The sequence below is a fragment of the Bosea sp. ANAM02 genome, assembly GCF_011764485.1.
In the GTDB taxonomy this organism is placed as follows: domain Bacteria; phylum Pseudomonadota; class Alphaproteobacteria; order Rhizobiales; family Beijerinckiaceae; genus Allobosea.
The window spans coordinates 1,790,309-1,808,769 of the sequence record NZ_AP022848.1 but is presented as its reverse complement, the minus strand read 5'-3'; the positions used below and the strand labels follow the sequence as shown (position 1 = coordinate 1,808,769).

The window sequence follows — 18,461 nt, the reverse complement described above, 5'->3', positions numbered from 1 at the left end:
GCGGCGCCGCTTACTCCGGCTTTACGCCGGCATCCGTGATAATCTGCTTCCAGGTTGCGATTTCCTGGGCGTGATAGGGCTTGAACGCCGCGGGATCGCGCACCTTCAGCGTGAAGCCCAGCTTCAGGATCGCCTCGCGGGTCTCCGGCTTGTTCAGCGAGGCGATGACGGCCTTCGACAGCTTGTCGAGCACGTCGCCCGGCGTCTTCGCCGGCGCGAAGAACGCCGCCCAGGAATCGGCGTCGGCGTTGTTGACGCCCTGCTCGCGCAGCGTCGGGATGTCCTTGGCGCGCGGGTTGCGCTCCGGGCTGGCGATGGCGAGCGCCCGCAAGGCGCCGCCATTGATCTGCTCCAGCACGCTCGGCAGGGTCGAGTTGGCGATGTCGATGCGGTCGGCGACGATCTCCTGCACCAGCGGCGCGGCGCCGCGGAACGGCACATGCGTCATCTTGATGCCGGTGCGCTGCATGAACAGCTCCATGGCCAGATGCGAGCCGGAGCCGACGCCCGTCGAGCCGTAATTGAGCTTGCCCGGGTCGGCCTTGGCGAGCGCGATCAGCTCCTGGATGTTCTTGACCGGCAATCCCTTGCGCACGACGAAGGCATGCTCGAACGCGCCGACGCCGGCGAGCGGCGCGAAGTCCTTCACCGCGTCGTAGCCCGGCTCCTTCAGCAGGAACATGTTGTTGCCATGCGTCTGGTTGTTGCCGAAGACGATGGTGTAGCCGTCGGGCGCCGCATGGGCGACGGCGCGCGTCCCCACGGCGCCCGAAGCGCCGGCCCGGTTGTCGACCACGACATTATGCCCGAAGGCGACCGCCAGGTCCAGCGCCACGAAACGCGCGATCGCGTCCGTCGGTCCACCGGCCGGATAGGGCACGACCAGCGTGACGACCTTGTTCGGGAAGCTCTGGGCCCGGACGATCGACGGAGCGAGGACGGCGCCGGCCATCAGGCCGAGCGTGGAACGGCGGGTCAACGACATGGACTTCCTCCCGAGGCGCCCGCCTGAATTGGCGAGCCTGCTTTGCGGCGAGATTTACGGGCAAAGGCGCCATGCGTCCAGCAGCACCTAAGGCGCAAGCGACCGCGGTCGACCTGCGGCAGACGCGGACCGTCGCGGTCTGGACGCGCTTGCCTCGTAGGGAACGGTCTAGCCGCCGAAGCCCGCCCGCTTCAGCCGCTGGACCGCCAGATCGAGTGCCTGCAGGAAGGCGGAGCGATCCTTCTGCGAGAACGGTTTCGGCCCGCCCTGCACGGTGCCCATCGCGCGCAGATCCTCCATCATGTCGCGGGTCGCCAGCGCCATGCCGATCGAGGTTTCGGTGAAGGGCTTTCCGGTCGGCCCGATCACGTCGGCGCCGGCCTTGATGCAGCGATCGGCCAGCGGGATGTCGGCGGTGATCACGATCGCACCGCGCGAGACCCGTTCCGCGATCCAGTCATCGGCCGCGTCGAAATTGCCCGGCACCGTCACCCGCTCGATCCAGGGCTCGCGCGGCACGTTGAGGAAGCTGTTGGCGACGACGAAGACATGCAGGCGATGGCGGCCGGCGACGCGATAGACCTCGTCCTTCACCGGGCAGGCGTCGGCATCGACGTAGACAGCGATGGGTCCGGAAGCGTTCGTCATCCGGCCGACTTCGCATGCTCAGAGCGCAGGGGCAAACCGCCCTGAATTCATGATGTTTCTGCCAAGCATCAATCAGTTGCGCTTGCGATCATGGCCCACGAGTCATAAACCTCGCCCGCGCCTTTTTCCGGCGCCCACCCTTCCGCCTCCCCGGAGATCAGTCCCATGGCCTTTCTTGCCGATGCCCTGAAGCGCGTGAAGCCGTCCGCGACCATCACGATCACGCAGAAGGCCCGCGACCTGAAAGCCCAGGGCAAGGACGTGATCTCGCTCTCCGTCGGCGAGCCCGATTTCGACACGCCGGACAATATCAAGGAAGCCGCGATCGCCGCGATCAAGCGCGGCGAGACCAAGTACACCCCGGTCTCCGGCATCCCGCAGCTGCGCGAGGCGGTCGCCCGCAAGTTCAAGCGCGAGAACGGCCTCGACTACAAGCCGAGCCAGACCATCGTTTCGACCGGCGGCAAGCACGTCATCTACAACGCGCTCCTCGCCACGCTGAACCCGGGCGACGAGGTCATCTGCGTCTCGCCCTACTGGGTTTCCTACCCCGAGATGGTCGCGCTCTGCGGCGGCACGCCGACCTATGCCGAGACCTATCTCAAGAACGACTTCAAGCTGCAGCCCGAGGATCTCGAGAAGGCCATCACCCCGAAGACCAAGTGGGTGATCCTGAACTCGCCGTCGAACCCCTCGGGCGCCGCCTACAGCCATGCCGAGATGAAGAAGCTCACGGATGTGCTGATGCGCCATCCGCATGTCTGGATCCTCACCGACGACATGTACGAGCACCTTGTCTATGGCGACTTCACCTTCGTCACCCCGGCGCAGGTCGAGCCCGCCCTCTACGAGCGCACGCTGACCATGAACGGCGTCTCGAAGTCCTATGCCATGACCGGCTGGCGCATCGGCTACGCCGCGGGCCCGCAGCAGCTGATGACTGCCATGGACCTTGTCCAGGGCCAGCAGACCTCGGGCACCTCGGCGATCTCGCAATGGGCCGCCGTCGAGGCCCTCGACGGCACGCAGGAGCACATCCCGGTCTTCAAGAAGGCCTTCGAGCGTCGCCGCGACCTCGTCGTCTCCATGCTGAACCAGACCCGCGGCCTGAAATGCCCGGTGCCGGAAGGCGCGTTCTACGTCTATCCCGACTGCTCGGCCCTGATCGGCAAGACCATGCCGAACGGCAAGACGATCGAGACCGACGAAGACCTCGTCATGGGCCTGCTGGAGACGGAAGCGGTCGCGGCCGTGCACGGCTCGTCCTTCGGCCTCGGCCCCAACTTCCGCATCTCCTACGCCACCTCGGACGAGAAGCTGGAGGAGGCCTGCCGCCGCATCCAGCGCTTCTGCGCCGAGCTGCGCTGAGCGCGATGACCAAGGGCGCCGCAACGCGCCGGATCGTTCTGGCCGGGGGCTTCATGCTCCCGGCCTCTTTCGTTTTCGGACAGTCCGTGACGACGCTTTCGCCCCGCGAGGCGCATGAGGCGGCGCAGGCGAAGCGCATCCTGCTCGTCGATATCCGCAATCCGCAGGAATGGGCCGATACCGGCCTGCCGCAGGGCGCCCTGCCTCTGGATGTCGACGCACCGGCCTTCGAGGTCAGGATCGCGGGCTTGCGCCTCGACCACCCCGGCAGGCGCATCGTCCTGATCGACCGGACCGGCGTACAGGCGGTTGCCGTAGCGCAGAAGCTCGCCGGGCGCGGTTGGCGCGAACTCGCGGGCGTGCGCGGCGGCATGCTCGGGCCGGACGGCTGGTTGGCCGAGAAGCTGCCGGTGACAGCTTACCCGTAACCCACAGCCGTCATGCTCGGGCTTGACCCGAGCATCTCCAGCAGAGAAGGCGCCTCTTTCGGGACGAGATTCTCGGGTCTGCGCTTCGCTCCGCCCGAGAATGACGGCGGCGGCTCAGCCTTCGCCGCGCTCCTTCAACAAATCCGGCCGCCGCTCCCGCGTGATCCGCTCCGCCTCCGCCCGCCGCCATTTCGCGATGCGGGCATGGTCGCCGGAAAGCAGCGCCTCGGGCAGGCCGCGCCCCTCCCATTCACGCGGGCGGGTATAGTGCGGATATTCGAGCAGGTCGTTCTCGAAGCTCTCGTCCTCGCCGGAAGCGACCTTGCCCATCACGCCGGGGATCAGGCGCACGCAGGCGTCGAGCAGCGTCAGCGCCGCCATCTCGCCGCCGGAGAGGATGTAGTCGCCGATCGAGACCTCGATCAGGTTACGCCCCTCGATCACCCGTTCATCGACGCCCTCGAACCGCCCGCAGACGATGACGAGGCCGGGACCAACGGCCCAGTCGCGCACCTGTTCCTGCTTGAGCGGCCGCCCGCGCGGCGACATCAGCAGGCGCGGACGCCGATCATCCGTAGGCACCGCCGCATCGATCGCCGCCCCCAGCACGTCGCAGCGCAGCACCATGCCGGCACCGCCCCCGGCCGGATTGTCGTCGACATTGCGGTGGCGGCCGATGCCGTGCTCGCGGATCTGATGCGTATCGAGCGACCACAATCCCTTGCGCAGCCCCTCGCCCGCCAGCGAGATGCCGAGCGGCCCCGGAAACATCTCCGGATAGAGCGTCAGGATCGAGGCGCGGAAGGGCATGCCTTCAAGCAAAGCGCAGCGCAGGCAAACCGTCCAGCGCGGTGAAATCGCGAGCCGAGGCGATCAGGTTGTCATAACCCGCAAAGCCCTCGGGGCCGAGCATGGTGAGCAGCGCCACCGCGCGCATGCCGGCGCGGCGGGCCGCCTCGACGCCGAGCGGCGCATCCTCGAAGACGATGCAATCGGCGGGGTCGACCTTCATGCGCTCGGCCGCAGCCAGGAACATGTCGGGATGCGGCTTGCCGCGGAACCCCTGGCTCGGCGAGACGATCGTCGAAAAGCGCCGGCGCAGGCCGAGCGTATCCAGCACGACCTCGATATTGGCCGGCGGCGCCGCCGTCCCGACGGCCATCGGCACGCCGGCCTTCTCGGCGCGCGCGATCAGCTCCAGGAAACCGGCGGTCGCGGCGACATGCGGCAGATAGGCTTCGCGATAGAGCGCTTCCTTGGCATCGCTCATCGCGTCGAGCTCCGCCACGGCAGCCTGCGGGTAATAAGAGGAGATGATCTCGCTGCCGGCCATGCCGGCCGTGCGCGCCGCGAAGGTGCTGCGATCGAAGGGGAGGTTGTTGCTGACGTGCCAGCTCTCCCAGGCATCGTCATGGAAGCGCATATTGTCGACGATGGTGCCGTCCATGTCGAAGATCAGCGCGCGGGCCGGCCTATTGCTTGTCATCGTCGGGCTCGAACAATCCCAAGGGCGGCTCGACCTCGATCCGGCGCGCAGCCATGTCGAGACGCGGCGCGAAGGCCTTGGTGAAGGGCATCAGGACGAAGCGCCCGTCCGGCGTCTTGATATCGAGCAGGTCGCCGGCGCCGTAATTCTCGACGCCGGTGACGCTGCCGAGCACCACCCCGTCCGGGCCGACGACGCTGCAGCCGATCAGGTCGGCATGCAGGAACTCGTCCTCGTCCGCATCGGCCGAGAGCTTGTCGCGGGCGACGAAGAGCTCGGTCCCGTTCAGCGCCTCGGCCTGCTCGCGCGTCGTCACGTCCTTGAGCCGGGCGACGACGACCTCCTTGGCCGGACGGATATCGGTGATTTCGTAGCTGCGGCCCTTGCCGTCGCTCAGCGAGCCGTAATCGGCGATCCCGAGGGGGTCGCCGGTGAAGGTCTTGATCCTGACCTCGCCGCGCACGCCATGCGGCGCGCCGACGATCCCGAGCAGGATGAGATTATCGTCAGACATGTCCACAATCCGTCATTCCGGGGCTTCGCGTCAGCGAAGAGCCCGGAACCCAGAACCAATGCCGAATCTCGGATGAGCGCGACAGCCGCTCAGGTTCCCCTGCAACGACCTGCGGTTCTGGATTCCGGGCTCGCGGCTGCGCCGCGCTCCGGAATGACAGTGTGAGGATCGAACGGCTCACGCCTCGGCGGCTTCTTCGGCAGCCGGAGCAGCGGCCTTCTCGGCCTTCTTCTCAGCGCGCTCCTTGGCCTTGTCGCCAGGGACGGCCTTGTTCGGGTTGTTGCGGGCCGGGCGCTTGGCGAGGCCGGCGGCGTCGAGGAAGCGCAGGACGCGATCGGTCGGCTGGGCGCCCTTGGCGAGCCAGGCCTGGACCTTCTCGGTGTCGAGCACGACGCGGTCGGCGGCGTCCTTGGCCTTCATCGGATCATAGGAGCCGATCTTCTCGATGAAGCGGCCATCGCGCGGCGAGCGCGAGTCGGCGACGACGATGCGGTAGTAGGGACGCTTCTTGGCGCCGCCGCGGGTCAGGCGAATCTTGAGGGACATGGGTCTTCTCCGGTCAGGTTTGGTTTCAGGTTCAGTGTTTCGCAGGCGTGGCGGCCGGGTGCCGGTAGATGCCGACCTCGGTGCCACGGATCACGAAGGGTTTCTCGAAGCGCGCGCCGAGACGCTCGGCGACGCGGATCGAGGGTCGGTTGTCGGGATGGACCAGGCTCATCAGCGTCGTCCATCCCAAGTCGCGATAGGCATAGTCACGGGCGCGCAGCGCAGCCTCGGTCGCATAGCCGCGACCATGCTCGCCAGCGAACAGGCTCCAGCCGATCTCCGGCTCCGGCCAGCCTTCCGGCGAAAGCAGGCCGCACCAGCCGACGAGCCGGCGGTCCTCCTTCGCCTCCACCGCCCAGAGGCCGTGGCCGCGCAGCGTCCAGTGACCGGCCATGGCGGAAAAGCGGCGCCATCCATCCCAGCGGTCGCTGGTGCCGCCGACATAGCGGGTCAGGTTCTCGTCGGCGTAGAAATCGACGAGCACGTCGAAATCGGCGGCCGTCCAGCCGCGCAGCCGCAACCGCTCCGTTTCCAGAACGGGAATCACTTCTTCTTGCCCCCGAACGGGTTGCCCAAACCGGGCAGCCCGCCGGCGAGGCCGCTTTTGCCGCCGCCGCCGAGGCCCGGCAGCTTCGGCATCATCCCGGCCGGCGGGGTCACGCCCTTCGGCAGGCCGGGGAAGCCGCCCGGCGGCATCGAGGGCAGGCCGCCGCCCGCGCCGAGCTGCTTCTGCAGTTCCGCGAGCTGCGCCGGATCCATCTTCGAGGGATCGGGCATCCCGGCCGGCAGGCCGCCGCCCATCCCGAACATCGAGCCGAGCTTGCCGAGCATGCCGCCCTTCTGCTTGGCCATCATCTTCATGGCGTCGGCCATGCCGCGATGCATCTTGAGCAGCTTGTTGATCTGCTCGGCCGTGGTGCCGGAACCGGCGGCGATGCGCTTCTTGCGACTGTTCTTGAGCAGGTCGGGATTCTTGCGCTCGGCCGCCGTCATCGAGTCGATCGCGGCGATCATGCTCTTGAACATCTTGTCGCCGACGCCCGCATTGGCGAGCTGCGACTGCGCCTGCTTCATGCCGGGCAGCATGCCCATCACGCCGCCGATACCGCCCATCTTCTCCATCTGCTGGAGCTGCGCGCGCATGTCGGACAGGTCGAACTGGCCCTTGGCCATGCGCTGCGCGGTGGCCTGCGCCTGCGCGGCGTCGATCGTCTGCGCCGCCTTCTCGACGAGGCTGACGATGTCGCCCATGCCGAGGATTCGGTTGGCGACGCGCGAGGGATGGAACTCGTCGAGCTCGTCGACCTTTTCGCCGATACCGACGAGCTTGATCGGCTTGCCGGTGACGGCGCGCATCGAGAGCGCCGCGCCACCGCGCGAATCGCCATCCATGCGGGTCAGCACGATGCCGGTAAGGCCGACGCGGGCATCGAAGGCGCGGGCCGTGTTGACCGCGTCCTGACCGGTCAGCGCGTCGGCGACGAGCAGCACCTCATGCGGGTTGGTCGCGGCCTTCACCTGCGCGACCTCTTCCATCAGCGTGTCGTCGAGCGTCACGCGGCCGGCCGTGTCGAGCATCACGATGTCGTAGCCGCCGAGGCGGGCGGCCTCGACCGCGCGCCTGGCGATCTGCACGGCCGACTGGCCGGCGACGATCGGCAGCGTCTGGACGCCGACCTGCTGGCCCAGAATGGCGAGCTGTTCCATGGCGGCCGGGCGTCGCGTATCGAGCGACGCCATCAGCACCTTCTTCTTGTGGCGCTCGGTCAGGCGCTTGGCGATCTTGGCCGTTGAGGTGGTCTTACCGGAACCCTGCAGGCCCACCATCAGGACCGGGACCGGCGGCACGGCATCGAAATTGATGCCCTCGCCCTCGCCCCCCAGCGTCTCGATCAGGACGTCGTTGACGATCTTGATGACCTGCTGGCCGGGCGTGACCGACTTCAGCACCTCGGCGCCGACGGCACGCTCGCGCACCTTGTCGGTGAAGCTGCGGACGACCTCGAGCGCGACATCGGCCTCGAGCAGCGCGCGCCGGACCTCGCGGAGAGCCGCGTTGACGTCCTCCTCGGTCAGCGAACCCCTGCGGGTCAGCCCCGAGAGGATGCTGGAGAGCCTGTCGCTCAGCGTGCCGAACATGCGGACCTGCCTGCTTGCCTCAGGAAGCCTTCAGCGCCACGACCTCATCGCCAAGCGGTTTCGCGCCCGAGGGCGCAATCGCGCTGTCGGGCGTTGACCTCCGGGCGAAACATTCTGGGCATCATCTGATCCGAAAACCGCGAAGAGCACTTTTCGGGACGATGCCGAGGCGCTCCTGCGGCCCGGTCGGCGGATGTGGTTTCGGCGATGTCGGCGAAACGGATGCGGTCTTAAAGCGGAAGACTGTGGCGAAAGTCAAGTTTTGGGGACAAGGCCGCGCCGAAATTGACACTTGGATTGCCAGATGGAGCTCTCCCCCGCATTGCTGTGCGGTTGGATGTCACGATCAAGGGACCGACGATGCGCCTTTCCGCCCTTTCCAGCCTGCCCCTCGCCGCCGGCTTCATGCTGCTCGGCCTTGTCCCTGCCATGGCTCAACCTTGCGCTAGCAACTTCAAGGTCGACGGCGTGCCGATGGTGACAGGGCTGAGCTACCGCACCTGGGACCTTATCCCCAACCGCCAGCCCGCGGCGGTGCTCGGCGATCTCGGTGCCGCCGTCTCGGCCGAAGGCTTCGCGGACATGCGCATCGACAAGGCGACCAGCGCGGTCGTTGCCATCCAGGAAACCTCGGGCTCCGGCCGCCCGCAGACTCTGCGCATCACCGCTCGCAAGAACGGCAAGGGAACCCGCGTCGATGCGGTGTTCGTGGTTCAGGCCGGGCAGGTCGCGCCTGAGGATTACGTGCGCAAGGCGTTCTGCCGCGTGATCGGCGGCGCGCGGAACTGAGCTGCGGCCCCAGAAAGGCCCTGATCGGGCGGCATCGCTGCGCGCCCGATTCGCAAGACATGCCGGTCCATGACACTGAAACCCGCCTCGATCCTGCTGGCCCTCTCCGTCCTGCTGGCCGCCTGCGCCGGCGATCCGCGTCGCGAGGGCCCGCTCGATCCGCGCATGGTCGAGAAGGTCGCGGCCGTCTCGCTCGATCCCGCCCAGGCCGGGCGCATCCTCAATGTCTATCGCGCCGGCCAGGGCCTCGGCCCCGTCCGGCCCGACCCGCGCTTGATGGCGATGGCACAGCGCCAGAGCGATGCGATGGTCAAGGCCAACGCGCTCTCGCACGATGCCGGCGGCAGCTTCGCCACCCGCATCCAGGCAGCCGGGGTGGACAGTGCCCGCGCCGCGGAGAATCTCGGCGGCGGCTATTTCTCGGTCGAGGAAGCCTTTGAGGGCTGGCGCAGGTCGCCGGGCCATGCCGCGAACCTGCGCATGAAGGAAGCCACCCGCTACGGCATCGCGCTGTCGAAGGACCCGCGCACCAGCTATCGCGTCTGGTGGACGCTGGTCGTCGCCGCGGAGCCGGAGATGCGCCGCGAGATCGCCTCCCAGGGCGCCGGGCCGGTCATGTGGTTCGGCAACAATCCGCAACCGACGCGATAGGCCCTTTACAAGCACCCGCTTCTGGTGATGGCTCTGGTCTTTAGCGGAGCCATCACCATCATGACCTTCGAAGCCTGGATCGCCTTCACCGCCGCCACCGCCGTCCTCCTGGTCATCCCCGGACCGACGATCCTGCTCGTGATCTCCTATGCGCTCGGCCAGGGCTGGCGCACGGCCTTCCCGATCGCGGTTGGCGTCGCGCTCGGCGATTTCACCGCGATGACGCTCTCCATGCTCGGCGTCGGCGCCCTGCTCGCCACCTCGGCCCTCGTCTTCACCACGCTGAAATGGATCGGCGCGGCTTATCTGGTCTGGCTCGGCATCAGGCTCTTCCGCGCCGGCGGCACGCTCGATGCCAAGCCGCGCGAGGACACCGCTCCCGCCTGGAAGATGCTCGGCCATGCCTGGCTGGTCACGGCGCTGAACCCGAAGAGCATCACCTTCTTCGTTGCCTTCCTGCCCCAGTTCCTCGACACCAAGGGCGATTTCTGGGCGCAGATGCTGATCTTCGAGGCGACCTTCATCACGCTCGCCTTCGCCAATGCCATGGGCTACGCGCTGATCGCCTCGCGGGCACGAGCCGTGGTCGGCAATCCCCGCGCGATCGGGCTGTTCAACAAGGCCGGCGGCACGCTCCTGGTCGGCGCCGGCGTCGCGACCGTCGCGATCCGCTCCGGCAGCAACTGACGCCGATCATGTCAGGCAAGGACGACCGAACGCTCGGCTTCTATGCCGAGGAAGCCAGCGCCTATGCCGGCCGCGACCGGCTGGCCGAGCATAGCCGCATCGATCCCTTCGTCGCCGGACTCAAACCCGGAGCGCGGATTCTCGAACTCGGCTGCGGCGGCGGGCAGGATAGCGAGGAGATGCTGCGGCGCGGCTTCGATATCGTGCCGACGGACGGCTCCCCAGAGCTGGCGGCGCAGGCCGAACAGCGCCTCGGCCGCCCGGTCGGCGTCCTGCTCTTCGAGGACCTGGCGGAGGTGGCGGCCTATGACGGCGTCTGGGCGCATGCCTGTCTGTTGCATGCGCCGCGCCCGGCCCTGCCCGGCATCATCGACCGGATTCACCGCGCCCTGCGGCCGGGGGGCGTCCTCTATGCCAGCTTCAAGGCCGGCGAGGCCGAGGGGCGCGACGGCCTCGGCCGTTATTTCAACTATCTCTCATCAGCCGAACTACGCGCTGCCTTCGGCGACGGGGCTCGCTGGCAGTCCCTGACGATCGATGAGGACACCGGCTCCGGCTATGACCGCCAGCCGACGCGCTGGCTTCACGCCTTGGCGATCAGATCGCCGGAGCCTTGACGGAAGGTTGCGGAGGCCTACCTCTTTTGCACCATGACCCGCCGCAAACTTCTCTCCTTCGTCGGCCTCGGCGCATTGCTGGCTTCGACCGGCGCCGCCTGGGCCACGATCTCCCGCTCGCGCAATCCCTATTATCAGGGCCCCGTCAGCGACCATTTCAACGGGCTCGTCTTCAGCGACGGCCGCCCGGTGACCAAGGGCCTCGCCGACGTGCTGCGCTGGCAGACCGGCAAGCGCGAGCGCGAGGCTTTTCCCCTCGCCTATCAGGCTCCGCCGCAGGACAAGCCGCCGACCCGCGTCGACGGCATCCGGATCGTCCATCTCGGCCACGCCTCCTTCCTCTATCAGGTCGCGGGCCTGAACCTGCTGATCGACCCCGTCTATTCGCTGCGTGCCAGCCCCTTCTCCTTCATCGGCCCGAAGCGCGTGAATGCGCCCGGCGTCGCCTTCGCCGACCTGCCGAAGATCGATGCGGTGCTCATCACGCATAACCATTACGACCATCTCGACATCGAGACGCTGGCGCTGCTGCATGCCAGAGACCAGCCGCGCATGATCATGCCGCTCGGCAACGACGCGATCGTCCGCGCCCGCATCCCCGATGCCCGCGCCGAGGCGCATGACTGGAACGACCGTCTCGCACTGTCGGATACCGTCGCGGTGACGCTGGTACCCAGCTATCACTGGTCGGCGCGCGGCGCTTTCGACCGGCGCATGGCGCTGTGGTGCTCCTATATCCTCGAAGCGCCGACGACCAAGATCTTCCATATCGGCGATACCGGCTATCATGACGGCTCGCTCTACGCGGAACTCGGCGGCAGGCATGGGCCGTTCGATCTGGCCGTGCTGCCGATCGGCGCCTATGAGCCGCGCTGGTTCATGTCGGATAATCACATGAACCCGGACGAGGCCGTGAAGGTCATGCTGGCACTGGGCGCGAGCCAGGCGATCGGCCATCACTGGGGCACGTTCCAGTTGACCGATGAAGGCGTCGAGCGCCCGCCCGAGGCATTGAAGGTCGCGCTTGCCGAAGCAGGGCTGCCGGAGGAACGCTTCAGGCCGATGCGTCCGGGTCTGAGCTGGAGTGCGTAACGCTCCTTGTCATTCCGGGGCGGCGTATCGCGCCGAACCCGGAACCGACGACTGGGTGCGACCTCAAGACATCAAACCGGGTAAAGTCTCGCCCGGTCGTGGGTTCCGGGTTCGATCCTACGGATCGCCCCGGAACGACAGCGAGAGCTACTTCGGCTGAACGTAGACGTTGATCTCGAGGTTGGGATCGCCGGGGTCCTTGAGGTCGCTGACATATTCCTCGAGGAAGGCGTCCTTCACCGTGATGCTCTTTGCCTCCAGATAGGCCGTGATCGTCTCGTAGGTGGAATCGATGTCGTCATAGGGCGCGACATGCAGGAAACGCAGCGCCTTCCCCGCCGGCGAGGCGCCGAGCTTCACCCCCCCGCCAAATGCAGGAACCTGCCCGCCGGCCGGCGCGACCACCGGCAGCATCGCATCGAATTTGAACCCGTCATCGGTCGTCTCGACGAAGAGCGACAGCGGCCGCCCCGCGACGGACAGACCCGCCTTCTGCGCTTCCGTACGCAGCAGATTGAAGCTTTCGGAGAGCTTCTGGAACCCCTGGTCCCAGCTGGCCTGTCCCGACAGTAACAGCACCGGTTTCGCAACCAGCGCGACCTCGTCGATATCGCTGGGATCGCCGCGCTTGCCGGCGAGCGTCGCGTTGGGGTCCGCAACGCCGGTCTGTTGCTGCACCGGCGGGGGAGCCGGCTGAGCCGGTGGCGGCAAGGTCGGCGGCGGTTGCACCGGCTGAGGCTCGGCCGGCCCCGGCAGCCTCGGTGCGGGCTGCACCGGCTGGGGCACTACCGGGTTCGGCGGGGGTGGAGCCGGCTGGACCGGCTGCGGACCCGGCTGGGCATCCGGCACGGGCGCGGGCGGTGTCTGCACGGGAGCGGCACCGGGCGGCGGCGCGAGCGGCGCGGCTTCGACCGCTGTCGGCGGCGCCACGCGCGCCTGCCCGAAGGCCATTCCGTTCGGCAGGCCTGCCAGCCCGGCAAGCGTCAGAACACAAATCCGGGAATACCGCATCGTGACGGCCTTCGAGTTTCACGCGATTCGCGCCCTTGCGGCGCAACATAGAATGTCCACCTTGTCTCAGGAACGGGGACGAGGGTGGCTTTTTCACGTCGCCTCGGCCATAGACCCCTTATTCATGGGACGTGTGACCAAATGAACGCTCTGGCCAATCGCCGGTTCCTGAAAATGAACGGGCTCGGCAACCAGATCACGGTGCTGGACCTGCGCGGCAGCAAGCATCTCGTCAGCGAAGCGGAAGCCCGCGCCATCGCCTCCGAGCCCCGCGCCCGCTTCGACCAGCTCATGGTCCTGCACGAAGCCGTCACGCCCGGCACCGACGCCTTCGTCCGCATCTACAACACCGACGGCTCGGAATCCGGCGCCTGCGGCAACGGCACGCGCTGCGTCGCCTGGGCGATGATCGCCGATCCGCAGATGGGCGATGCCGCCAAGACCCGTCTCGCGCTCCAGACCAGGGCCGGTCTGCTGCCGGCGGTGCGCGAGGGCGAGACGCTGTTCACCATCGACATGGGCGCGCCGCGCCTCGCCTGGGACCAGATCCCGCTGGCCGAGCCCTTCGAGGACACCAGCCGCTTCGAACTGCAGATCGGGCCGATCGATGATCCGATCCTGCACACGCCCTGCGCCGTCAACATGGGCAATCCGCACGCGGTCTTCTTCGTCGATGACCCCTATGCCTACAATCTCGAGCAGATCGGCCCGCTGCTCGAAAACCACCCGATCTTCCCGGACCGCGCCAATATCGAGCTCGCAGCGGTGAAGGCGCCCGACCATATCGTGCTGCGCGTCTGGGAGCGCGGCGCCGGCATCACTCAGGCCTGCGGCTCCGGCGCCTGCGCGGCGCTGGTCGCGGGCGTGCGCCGTGAGCTCACCGCCCGCAAGGCAACCGTCAGCCTCCCCGGCGGCGAACTCGCCATCGAATGGCGCGAGCGCGACGGCCACGTCCTGATGACCGGCCCGGTCGAATTCGAATGGGACGGCACGCTCGACCCGTCGCTGTTTTCGAGCGCGGCCTGAGGGCCGAACCTTATGACGCTGGACGTCGTCACCTTCGGCTGCCGCCTCAACATCGTCGAGAGCGAGGCGCTGCGGCTCCAGGCGGAAGCAGCCGGACTGAAGGATGCGGCCATCGTCAATTCCTGCGCCGTGACGGCCGAGGCGACCCGGCAGGCGCGGCAGGCCGTGCGCCGCCTGAAGCGCGAGCAGCCGGACAGGCCCGTCATCGTCACCGGCTGCGCCGCGCAGATCGAACCCGCGCGCTTCGCCGACATGCCGGAGGTGGACCGCGTCCTCGGCAATGACGAGAAGCTGTGGCCCGAGAACTGGGCGGCGCTCGCCCGCTCCAACAGCCTCGGCCATCCCGACACGACAGCCACCGACAAGCTCGACGTCGGCGACATCATGGCCCGCACCGCCATGCGCGCACCGGTCACCGGCCGCTTCGCCGGCCATACGCGCGGCTTCGTGCAGGTCCAGAACGGCTGCGACCACCGCTGCACCTTCTGCGTCATCCCGTTCGGGCGCGGCAATTCGCGCTCGCTCGCCATCGCCGATGTCGTCGCGCAATGCCGCACCCTGTTGGAAGCCGGCGCCCGCGAGATCGTGCTGACCGGCGTCGACCTCACCAGCTATGGCCGCGACCTGGCCGATGAACCATCATTGGGCGTGCTCGCCGGGGCGATCCTGCGCACCCTGCCGGAACTGCCGCGCCTGCGCCTCTCCTCGATCGACGCCGTCGAGGTCGACGACACACTGCGCGACCTGCTCGCGACCGAGACGCGCCTGATGCCGCATCTGCATCTCTCATTGCAGGCAGGCGACGATCTCATCCTCAAGCGCATGAAGCGCCGCCACAGCCGCGACGACGCCATCCGCTTCTGCGCGGAAATCCGAGCCTTGCGTCCCGATATCGTCTTTGGTGCCGATCTCATCGCCGGCTTCCCGACCGAGGACGAGACGATGTTCGCGCGCTCACTCGATCTCGTCGAAGCCTGCGGCCTGAGCTTCGTCCATGTCTTCCCCTACTCGGCCCGCCCCGGCACGCCGGCCGCCCGGATGCCGCAGATTTCGGGAGAGATCGTCTCGGAGCGCGCTGCGCGGCTGCGCGCCGCGGCGGCTGCCGCTCACGCACGCCACCTTGCCGAACGCATCGGCCGCCCGCTCAGCGTCCTGACCGAACGCGGCAATACCGGCCGAGCCGAGGATTTCACGCTGGTTCGCTTCGCCCGCGATGTCGCGCCGGGCGAGATCGTGCCGGTCACCGGCCACGCCGCCGACGGCAAGGCGCTTCTCGCGGCGTGACCCGGCGCGTCATTCTCGGGCGAAGCGATGCGGCGACCCGAGAATCTCTGGCAGAATAAGGCGCCTCTTCCGGCCAGAGATGCTCGGGTCAAGCCCGAGCATGACGAGCTTGTGCGACCAAAGACCGTGGATCGGGAGAGAATAGCCGCCTCGGTCGCCGATGGGAGGAGGAGTGACCGAGGCGGCAGAGCCATGCCCGGAATGGCAGACCCATTCCTTAGACGCGGCAGCCCGGCAAAAGGTTCAAAGCCTCACGCCACCACCGAGCCGCGCACCTGCTGGACCTGATTGTTGCAATATCCCCGTGGGTTCCAGACCGGTTCCAGCGGCTGGGCACCCCCCTCTGCGTCCCGCGCCCGCGCCATGACGACGAAGGGGCCAGGTTGCCCGGTGAGGATCTCCGCCTCGAAACGCCGCCAGCCGAAACGCCCCTCGCCGTCCTGCAAGGCGACCTCGCTCCAGCTTTCGCCGCCATCGCTGGAGATTGCGACCGATTCCAGGGGTATGGCGCCACTCCAGGCGAAGCCCGCAACCTTCAACCGCTCACCCGGCTTCGCCACGAAGCCATCAAGCGGCGCGGTGATGAGCGACTTGACCGGCATGTCGGTGATGACGGCGAAATTCGCGGGATCGAGCGGCTCGCCGGGACGAACGGGGCGAATCGGCAGGCGGTAGTCGGTGCCGCGCATCTTCTCGCCGTCGTGCTCGACATCCCGCACTGTGATCCGGTCGAGCCATTTCTGCCAGGCCGAGCCGGGATAGCCCGGCGCGACGATCCGCAACGGCCCGCCATGCAGGCGCGGCAAGGGCTCGCCGTTCATGGCGAAAGCGATCAGTGTTTCCGGAGCCGCCGCCTTGGCCATCGGCAGGCCTCGCGACAGGGCCGCCTTCTCCGGCTTGCCGATCTGGCGGTCCGGCGCGTGATGGGCGGTATAGACCGCGCCCGGCCTGGGGCCGGCATGCTCCAGCACATCGGCCAGCCTGACCCCGGTCCAGCGCGCGCAGCCGACGGCGCCGAGCCGCCATTGCAGCCCGTCCGTCGCCGGCGAGAAGCGCGAGCGACCATTGCCGGCGCATTCCAGCACCGCGGTGACCGTGACCGTCTCGAAGCGCTGGCGCAGGCCTTCGACGGTCCAGACGGCCGGGCGCTCGACCTCGCCGTCGATGGTCAGCGTCCAATCGCTCGCGTCGTCGATCTCCGGCAGATGGCCGTTATTGCGGATGAAGAAGGAATCGACCGGCGTGATCGGCGTGTCGAGCAGCGCGAGCGACGGCTCGGCGTTCAGCGCCTCCTCCTCGTAGACATGGAGGCCGGGCTTCAGGCGGCGCAGCAGCGGCAATTCGACGAGACGGTGAGGCAAGCGGCGATGATCTCCGGCAGCGCAAGGCGGTCAGCCGCCTCCGCGAAAGCCGACAAGAGATGACACGGTGCCCGCCCGCCTGTCGACCATTGCCGAACGTCAGCGCTTGGCGACGACCTCCTCGCGCAACGCCCGGCGCAGCACCTTGCCGACATTGGTCTTCGGCAGGCTCTCGCGGAAGAAGATCTGCTTGGGCACCTTGTAGCCGGTCAGGTTCTCCTTGCAGTAGGCCCGCAGCGCATCCGCCGTCAGCGTCTGGTCCTTGCGCACGACGAAGGCGGTCACCGCCTCGCCTGAATGCTCGTCCGGCAGGCCGATCACCGCCGATTCCAGCACGCCCGCATGCGAGGCGAGCACGTCCTCGACCTCGTTCGGATAGACGTTGAAGCCGGAGACCAGCACCATGTCCTTCATCCGGTCGACGACCTTGACCTGCCCGTCCGGCAGCATCACGCCGACATCGCCGCTGCGGAAATAGCCGTCGGCCGTCATCGCCTTGGCGGTCTCGTCCGGGCGGTTCCAGTATCCCGCCATCACCTGCGGCCCGCGGATGCAGATCTCGCCGGCCTCGCCCATCGGCATGTCGTTGCCCTCGGCGTCGCGGATGGCGATCTCGGTCGAGGGGATCGGATAGCCGATCGTGCCGCTGAACTCGGTCAGGTCCGGCCGGTTGATCGTGGCGATCGGCGAGGTCTCGGACAGGCCGTAGCCCTCGATGATCGGGCGCCCGGTCACGGCCTTCCACTGCTTGGCGACCGCGGCCTGCGTCGCCATGCCGCCGGCCACCGCGAAGCGCATCTCCGAGAAATCGACTTGGCTGATCTCGGGATGGTTGGCGAGCGCATTGTAGAGCGTGTTGACCCCCGAGAAGAGCGTGAAGCGGCTCGCCTTCAGCGTCTTGATGAAGCCCGGAATGTCGCGCGGATTGGCGATCAGCAGGCCCTTGGCGCCGATGCGCAGCATGAACATGCAGCAGCAGGTCAGCGCGAAGATGTGGTAGAGCGGCAGCGCCGTCACCATCACATGCTGGTAGTCGCTGCGACCGAGCGGCGGCTCCAGCACCCATTCCAGCCAGAACCCGGCCTGCTGCACATTGGCCGCGACATTGCGATGCGTCAGCGTCGCGCCCTTGGCGACGCCGGTCGTGCCACCGGTATATTGCAGGAAGGCGACGTCTTCCGGCGCGACCGTCACCGGCGCCATCCGGGCAGCGCTCCGCAGCACCTGTTGAAAAGCCTCCGAACCCGGCAGATCGTACGGCTTCACCACCTTCTTGATGCGGCGCGCGACGAAATTGACGATCTTGCCCTTGAAACCCATCAGGTCGCCGGCCGTGGCGACGAGGATGGTATCGAGCTTCAGGTTCGGCTTCGCCTCCTCCACGACATGGGCGAAATTCTCGATCACGACGAGAACCCGCGCCCCGGAATCGTTGATCTGGTGGGTCAGCTCGCGCGCGGTGTAGAGCGGATTGACGTTGACGACGGTGAAGCCGCCGATGAGCACGCCGAAGATCGCCGCCGGATAGGCCAGGATGTTCGGCATCATCAGGGCGACGCGATCGCCCTTCTTCAGTCCCCTGGCCTGCAGCCAGCCGGCAAAGGCCTCCGCCGCCTGAAGGGTCTCGGCAAAGGTGATCGTCTTGCCGAAGCTTTCGAAAGCCGGGCGATTCGCGTAGGTCGAGCAGGCCGAGCCGATCAGATCGATCAGCGTGCCGATCCTGGCCTCGTCGAGCTCCGGCGGCACGGCCGGCGGATAATGCGCAAGCCACGGACGCGAGACATTTCTGCCCTGCGTGGCGCCGGTCGCGGTCATCGTTCCCTCCAGTT

The 18,461-nt window shown here is 67.6% G+C and carries 20 protein-coding genes; 9 read left to right on the top strand and 11 right to left on the bottom strand.

From position 1 onward, the window contains the following. Positions 1-10: 10 nt before the first annotated feature. Both OCUBac02_RS08710 and OCUBac02_RS08705 read right to left on the bottom strand, forming a co-directional pair. Positions 11-985 (bottom strand): Bug family tripartite tricarboxylate transporter substrate binding protein, encoded by a 975-nt coding sequence (locus OCUBac02_RS08710; RefSeq protein WP_173044955.1) that lies wholly within the window; start codon positions 983-985, stop codon positions 11-13. A gap of 168 nt (positions 986-1,153) precedes the next feature. Continuing rightward, positions 1,154-1,633: a YaiI/YqxD family protein gene (locus OCUBac02_RS08705; RefSeq protein ID WP_047582341.1), complete on the bottom strand. Its 480-nt coding sequence runs from the start codon at positions 1,631-1,633 to the stop codon at positions 1,154-1,156. 165 nt (positions 1,634-1,798) lie between these two features. Between OCUBac02_RS08705 and OCUBac02_RS08700 the strand changes: the two genes are divergently transcribed. Together OCUBac02_RS08700 and OCUBac02_RS08695 are read left to right on the top strand one after the other, a co-directional pair. Then, positions 1,799-3,001: a pyridoxal phosphate-dependent aminotransferase gene (locus OCUBac02_RS08700; RefSeq protein ID WP_047582339.1), complete on the top strand. Its 1,203-nt coding sequence runs from the start codon at positions 1,799-1,801 to the stop codon at positions 2,999-3,001. An 86-nt stretch (positions 3,002-3,087) separates the two neighbouring features. Continuing rightward, entirely contained in the window at positions 3,088-3,429 is a 342-nt protein-coding gene (locus OCUBac02_RS08695) for a rhodanese-like domain-containing protein (protein ID WP_173044953.1), read from the top strand. Between the two features lie 114 nt (positions 3,430-3,543). Here the strand turns inward: OCUBac02_RS08695 and trmD are convergent, their stop codons facing one another. From trmD to ffh, 6 genes are all read right to left on the bottom strand, one after another. Then, positions 3,544-4,239: a tRNA (guanosine(37)-N1)-methyltransferase TrmD gene (gene trmD, locus OCUBac02_RS08690; RefSeq protein ID WP_173044951.1), complete on the bottom strand. Its 696-nt coding sequence runs from the start codon at positions 4,237-4,239 to the stop codon at positions 3,544-3,546. A gap of 4 nt (positions 4,240-4,243) precedes the next feature. Next, the gene (locus OCUBac02_RS08685) at positions 4,244-4,915 is read right to left on the bottom strand and encodes an HAD family hydrolase (RefSeq protein WP_173044949.1); all 672 of its coding nucleotides are present in this window, start codon (positions 4,913-4,915) and stop codon (positions 4,244-4,246) included. After that, on the bottom strand, positions 4,902-5,429 hold the full coding sequence (gene rimM / locus OCUBac02_RS08680; protein WP_173044947.1) for a ribosome maturation factor RimM: 528 nt from the start codon (positions 5,427-5,429) through the stop codon (positions 4,902-4,904). Before rimM ends, OCUBac02_RS08685 begins: the two co-directional genes overlap by 14 nt. 177 nt (positions 5,430-5,606) lie before the next feature. Further along, the gene (rpsP, locus tag OCUBac02_RS08675) at positions 5,607-5,975 is read right to left on the bottom strand and encodes a 30S ribosomal protein S16 (protein WP_047579594.1); all 369 of its coding nucleotides are present in this window, start codon (positions 5,973-5,975) and stop codon (positions 5,607-5,609) included. Positions 5,976-6,006: 31 nt separating this feature from the next. Beyond that, entirely contained in the window at positions 6,007-6,522 is a 516-nt protein-coding gene (locus OCUBac02_RS08670) for a GNAT family N-acetyltransferase (protein WP_173044945.1), read from the bottom strand. After that, positions 6,519-8,114 carry a signal recognition particle protein gene (gene ffh, locus OCUBac02_RS08665; RefSeq protein WP_173044943.1) on the bottom strand — a complete coding sequence of 532 codons (1,596 nt, stop codon included), beginning with the start codon at positions 8,112-8,114 and terminating at the stop codon, positions 6,519-6,521. Before ffh ends, OCUBac02_RS08670 begins: the two co-directional genes overlap by 4 nt. Positions 8,115-8,474: 360 nt before the next feature. Here ffh and OCUBac02_RS08660 point away from each other — a divergent pair, with 360 nt between their 5' ends. The 5 genes from OCUBac02_RS08660 (at position 8,475) to OCUBac02_RS08640 (ending at position 11,950) form a co-directional block, all read left to right on the top strand. Beyond that, on the top strand, positions 8,475-8,903 hold the full coding sequence (locus tag OCUBac02_RS08660; protein ID WP_244639135.1) for a hypothetical protein: 429 nt from the start codon (positions 8,475-8,477) through the stop codon (positions 8,901-8,903). A 69-nt stretch (positions 8,904-8,972) separates the two neighbouring features. Then, positions 8,973-9,554, top strand: coding sequence for a CAP domain-containing protein (locus OCUBac02_RS08655; protein WP_173044941.1), 582 nt, complete (start codon positions 8,973-8,975; stop codon positions 9,552-9,554). A gap of 60 nt (positions 9,555-9,614) precedes the next feature. Beyond that, entirely contained in the window at positions 9,615-10,241 is a 627-nt protein-coding gene (locus OCUBac02_RS08650) for a LysE family translocator (RefSeq protein WP_173044939.1), read from the top strand. 8 nt (positions 10,242-10,249) lie between these two features. Then, a complete protein-coding gene (locus tag OCUBac02_RS08645) occupies positions 10,250-10,858 on the top strand; it encodes a class I SAM-dependent methyltransferase (RefSeq protein WP_173044937.1) in 609 nt (202 codons plus the stop codon). Positions 10,859-10,891: 33 nt separating this feature from the next. Next, positions 10,892-11,950, top strand: a complete 1,059-nt coding sequence (locus OCUBac02_RS08640) for an MBL fold metallo-hydrolase (protein WP_173044935.1) — start codon at positions 10,892-10,894, stop codon at positions 11,948-11,950. Positions 11,951-12,097: 147 nt separating this feature from the next. On the opposite strand, the gene OCUBac02_RS27490 is transcribed toward OCUBac02_RS08640, so the two are convergent. Next, entirely contained in the window at positions 12,098-12,961 is an 864-nt protein-coding gene (locus OCUBac02_RS27490) for a GyrI-like domain-containing protein (protein ID WP_173044932.1), read from the bottom strand. A 141-nt stretch (positions 12,962-13,102) separates the two neighbouring features. On the opposite strand from OCUBac02_RS27490, the gene dapF reads away from it, so the two are divergent. Then, positions 13,103-13,987: a diaminopimelate epimerase gene (dapF, locus tag OCUBac02_RS08630; protein WP_173044930.1), complete on the top strand. Its 885-nt coding sequence runs from the start codon at positions 13,103-13,105 to the stop codon at positions 13,985-13,987. A 12-nt stretch (positions 13,988-13,999) separates the two neighbouring features. Continuing rightward, entirely contained in the window at positions 14,000-15,271 is a 1,272-nt protein-coding gene (mtaB, locus tag OCUBac02_RS08625) for a tRNA (N(6)-L-threonylcarbamoyladenosine(37)-C(2))-methylthiotransferase MtaB (RefSeq protein WP_173044928.1), read from the top strand. A 251-nt stretch (positions 15,272-15,522) separates the two neighbouring features. Here mtaB and OCUBac02_RS08620 read toward each other — a convergent pair whose 3' ends face one another. After that, positions 15,523-16,632, bottom strand: coding sequence for a sulfite oxidase (locus OCUBac02_RS08620; RefSeq protein WP_173044927.1), 1,110 nt, complete (start codon positions 16,630-16,632; stop codon positions 15,523-15,525). Positions 16,633-16,731: 99 nt separating this feature from the next. Beyond that, positions 16,732-18,447, bottom strand: coding sequence for an AMP-binding protein (locus OCUBac02_RS08615; RefSeq protein ID WP_173044925.1), 1,716 nt, complete (start codon positions 18,445-18,447; stop codon positions 16,732-16,734). Positions 18,448-18,461 lie beyond the last annotated feature (14 nt).

Coding starts and splice junctions, on each gene's coding strand:
- rpsP (WP_047579594.1), bottom strand. CDS start 5,975: ATGTCCCTCAAGATTCGCCTGACCCGCGGCGGCGCCAAGAAGCGTCCC.
- dapF (WP_173044930.1), top strand. CDS start 13,103: ATGAACGCTCTGGCCAATCGCCGGTTCCTGAAAATGAACGGGCTCGGC.
- OCUBac02_RS08645 (WP_173044937.1), top strand. CDS start 10,250: ATGTCAGGCAAGGACGACCGAACGCTCGGCTTCTATGCCGAGGAAGCC.
- trmD (WP_173044951.1), bottom strand. CDS start 4,239: ATGCCCTTCCGCGCCTCGATCCTGACGCTCTATCCGGAGATGTTTCCG.
- rimM (WP_173044947.1), bottom strand. CDS start 5,429: ATGTCTGACGATAATCTCATCCTGCTCGGGATCGTCGGCGCGCCGCAT.
- ffh (WP_173044943.1), bottom strand. CDS start 8,114: ATGTTCGGCACGCTGAGCGACAGGCTCTCCAGCATCCTCTCGGGGCTG.
- OCUBac02_RS27490 (WP_173044932.1), bottom strand. CDS start 12,961: ATGCGGTATTCCCGGATTTGTGTTCTGACGCTTGCCGGGCTGGCAGGC.
- OCUBac02_RS08650 (WP_173044939.1), top strand. CDS start 9,615: ATGACCTTCGAAGCCTGGATCGCCTTCACCGCCGCCACCGCCGTCCTC.
- OCUBac02_RS08640 (WP_173044935.1), top strand. CDS start 10,892: ATGACCCGCCGCAAACTTCTCTCCTTCGTCGGCCTCGGCGCATTGCTG.
- mtaB (WP_173044928.1), top strand. CDS start 14,000: ATGACGCTGGACGTCGTCACCTTCGGCTGCCGCCTCAACATCGTCGAG.
- OCUBac02_RS08660 (WP_244639135.1), top strand. CDS start 8,475: ATGCGCCTTTCCGCCCTTTCCAGCCTGCCCCTCGCCGCCGGCTTCATG.
- OCUBac02_RS08615 (WP_173044925.1), bottom strand. CDS start 18,447: ATGACCGCGACCGGCGCCACGCAGGGCAGAAATGTCTCGCGTCCGTGG.
- OCUBac02_RS08705 (WP_047582341.1), bottom strand. CDS start 1,633: ATGACGAACGCTTCCGGACCCATCGCTGTCTACGTCGATGCCGACGCC.
- OCUBac02_RS08655 (WP_173044941.1), top strand. CDS start 8,973: ATGACACTGAAACCCGCCTCGATCCTGCTGGCCCTCTCCGTCCTGCTG.
- OCUBac02_RS08700 (WP_047582339.1), top strand. CDS start 1,799: ATGGCCTTTCTTGCCGATGCCCTGAAGCGCGTGAAGCCGTCCGCGACC.
- OCUBac02_RS08710 (WP_173044955.1), bottom strand. CDS start 985: ATGTCGTTGACCCGCCGTTCCACGCTCGGCCTGATGGCCGGCGCCGTC.
- OCUBac02_RS08685 (WP_173044949.1), bottom strand. CDS start 4,915: ATGACAAGCAATAGGCCGGCCCGCGCGCTGATCTTCGACATGGACGGC.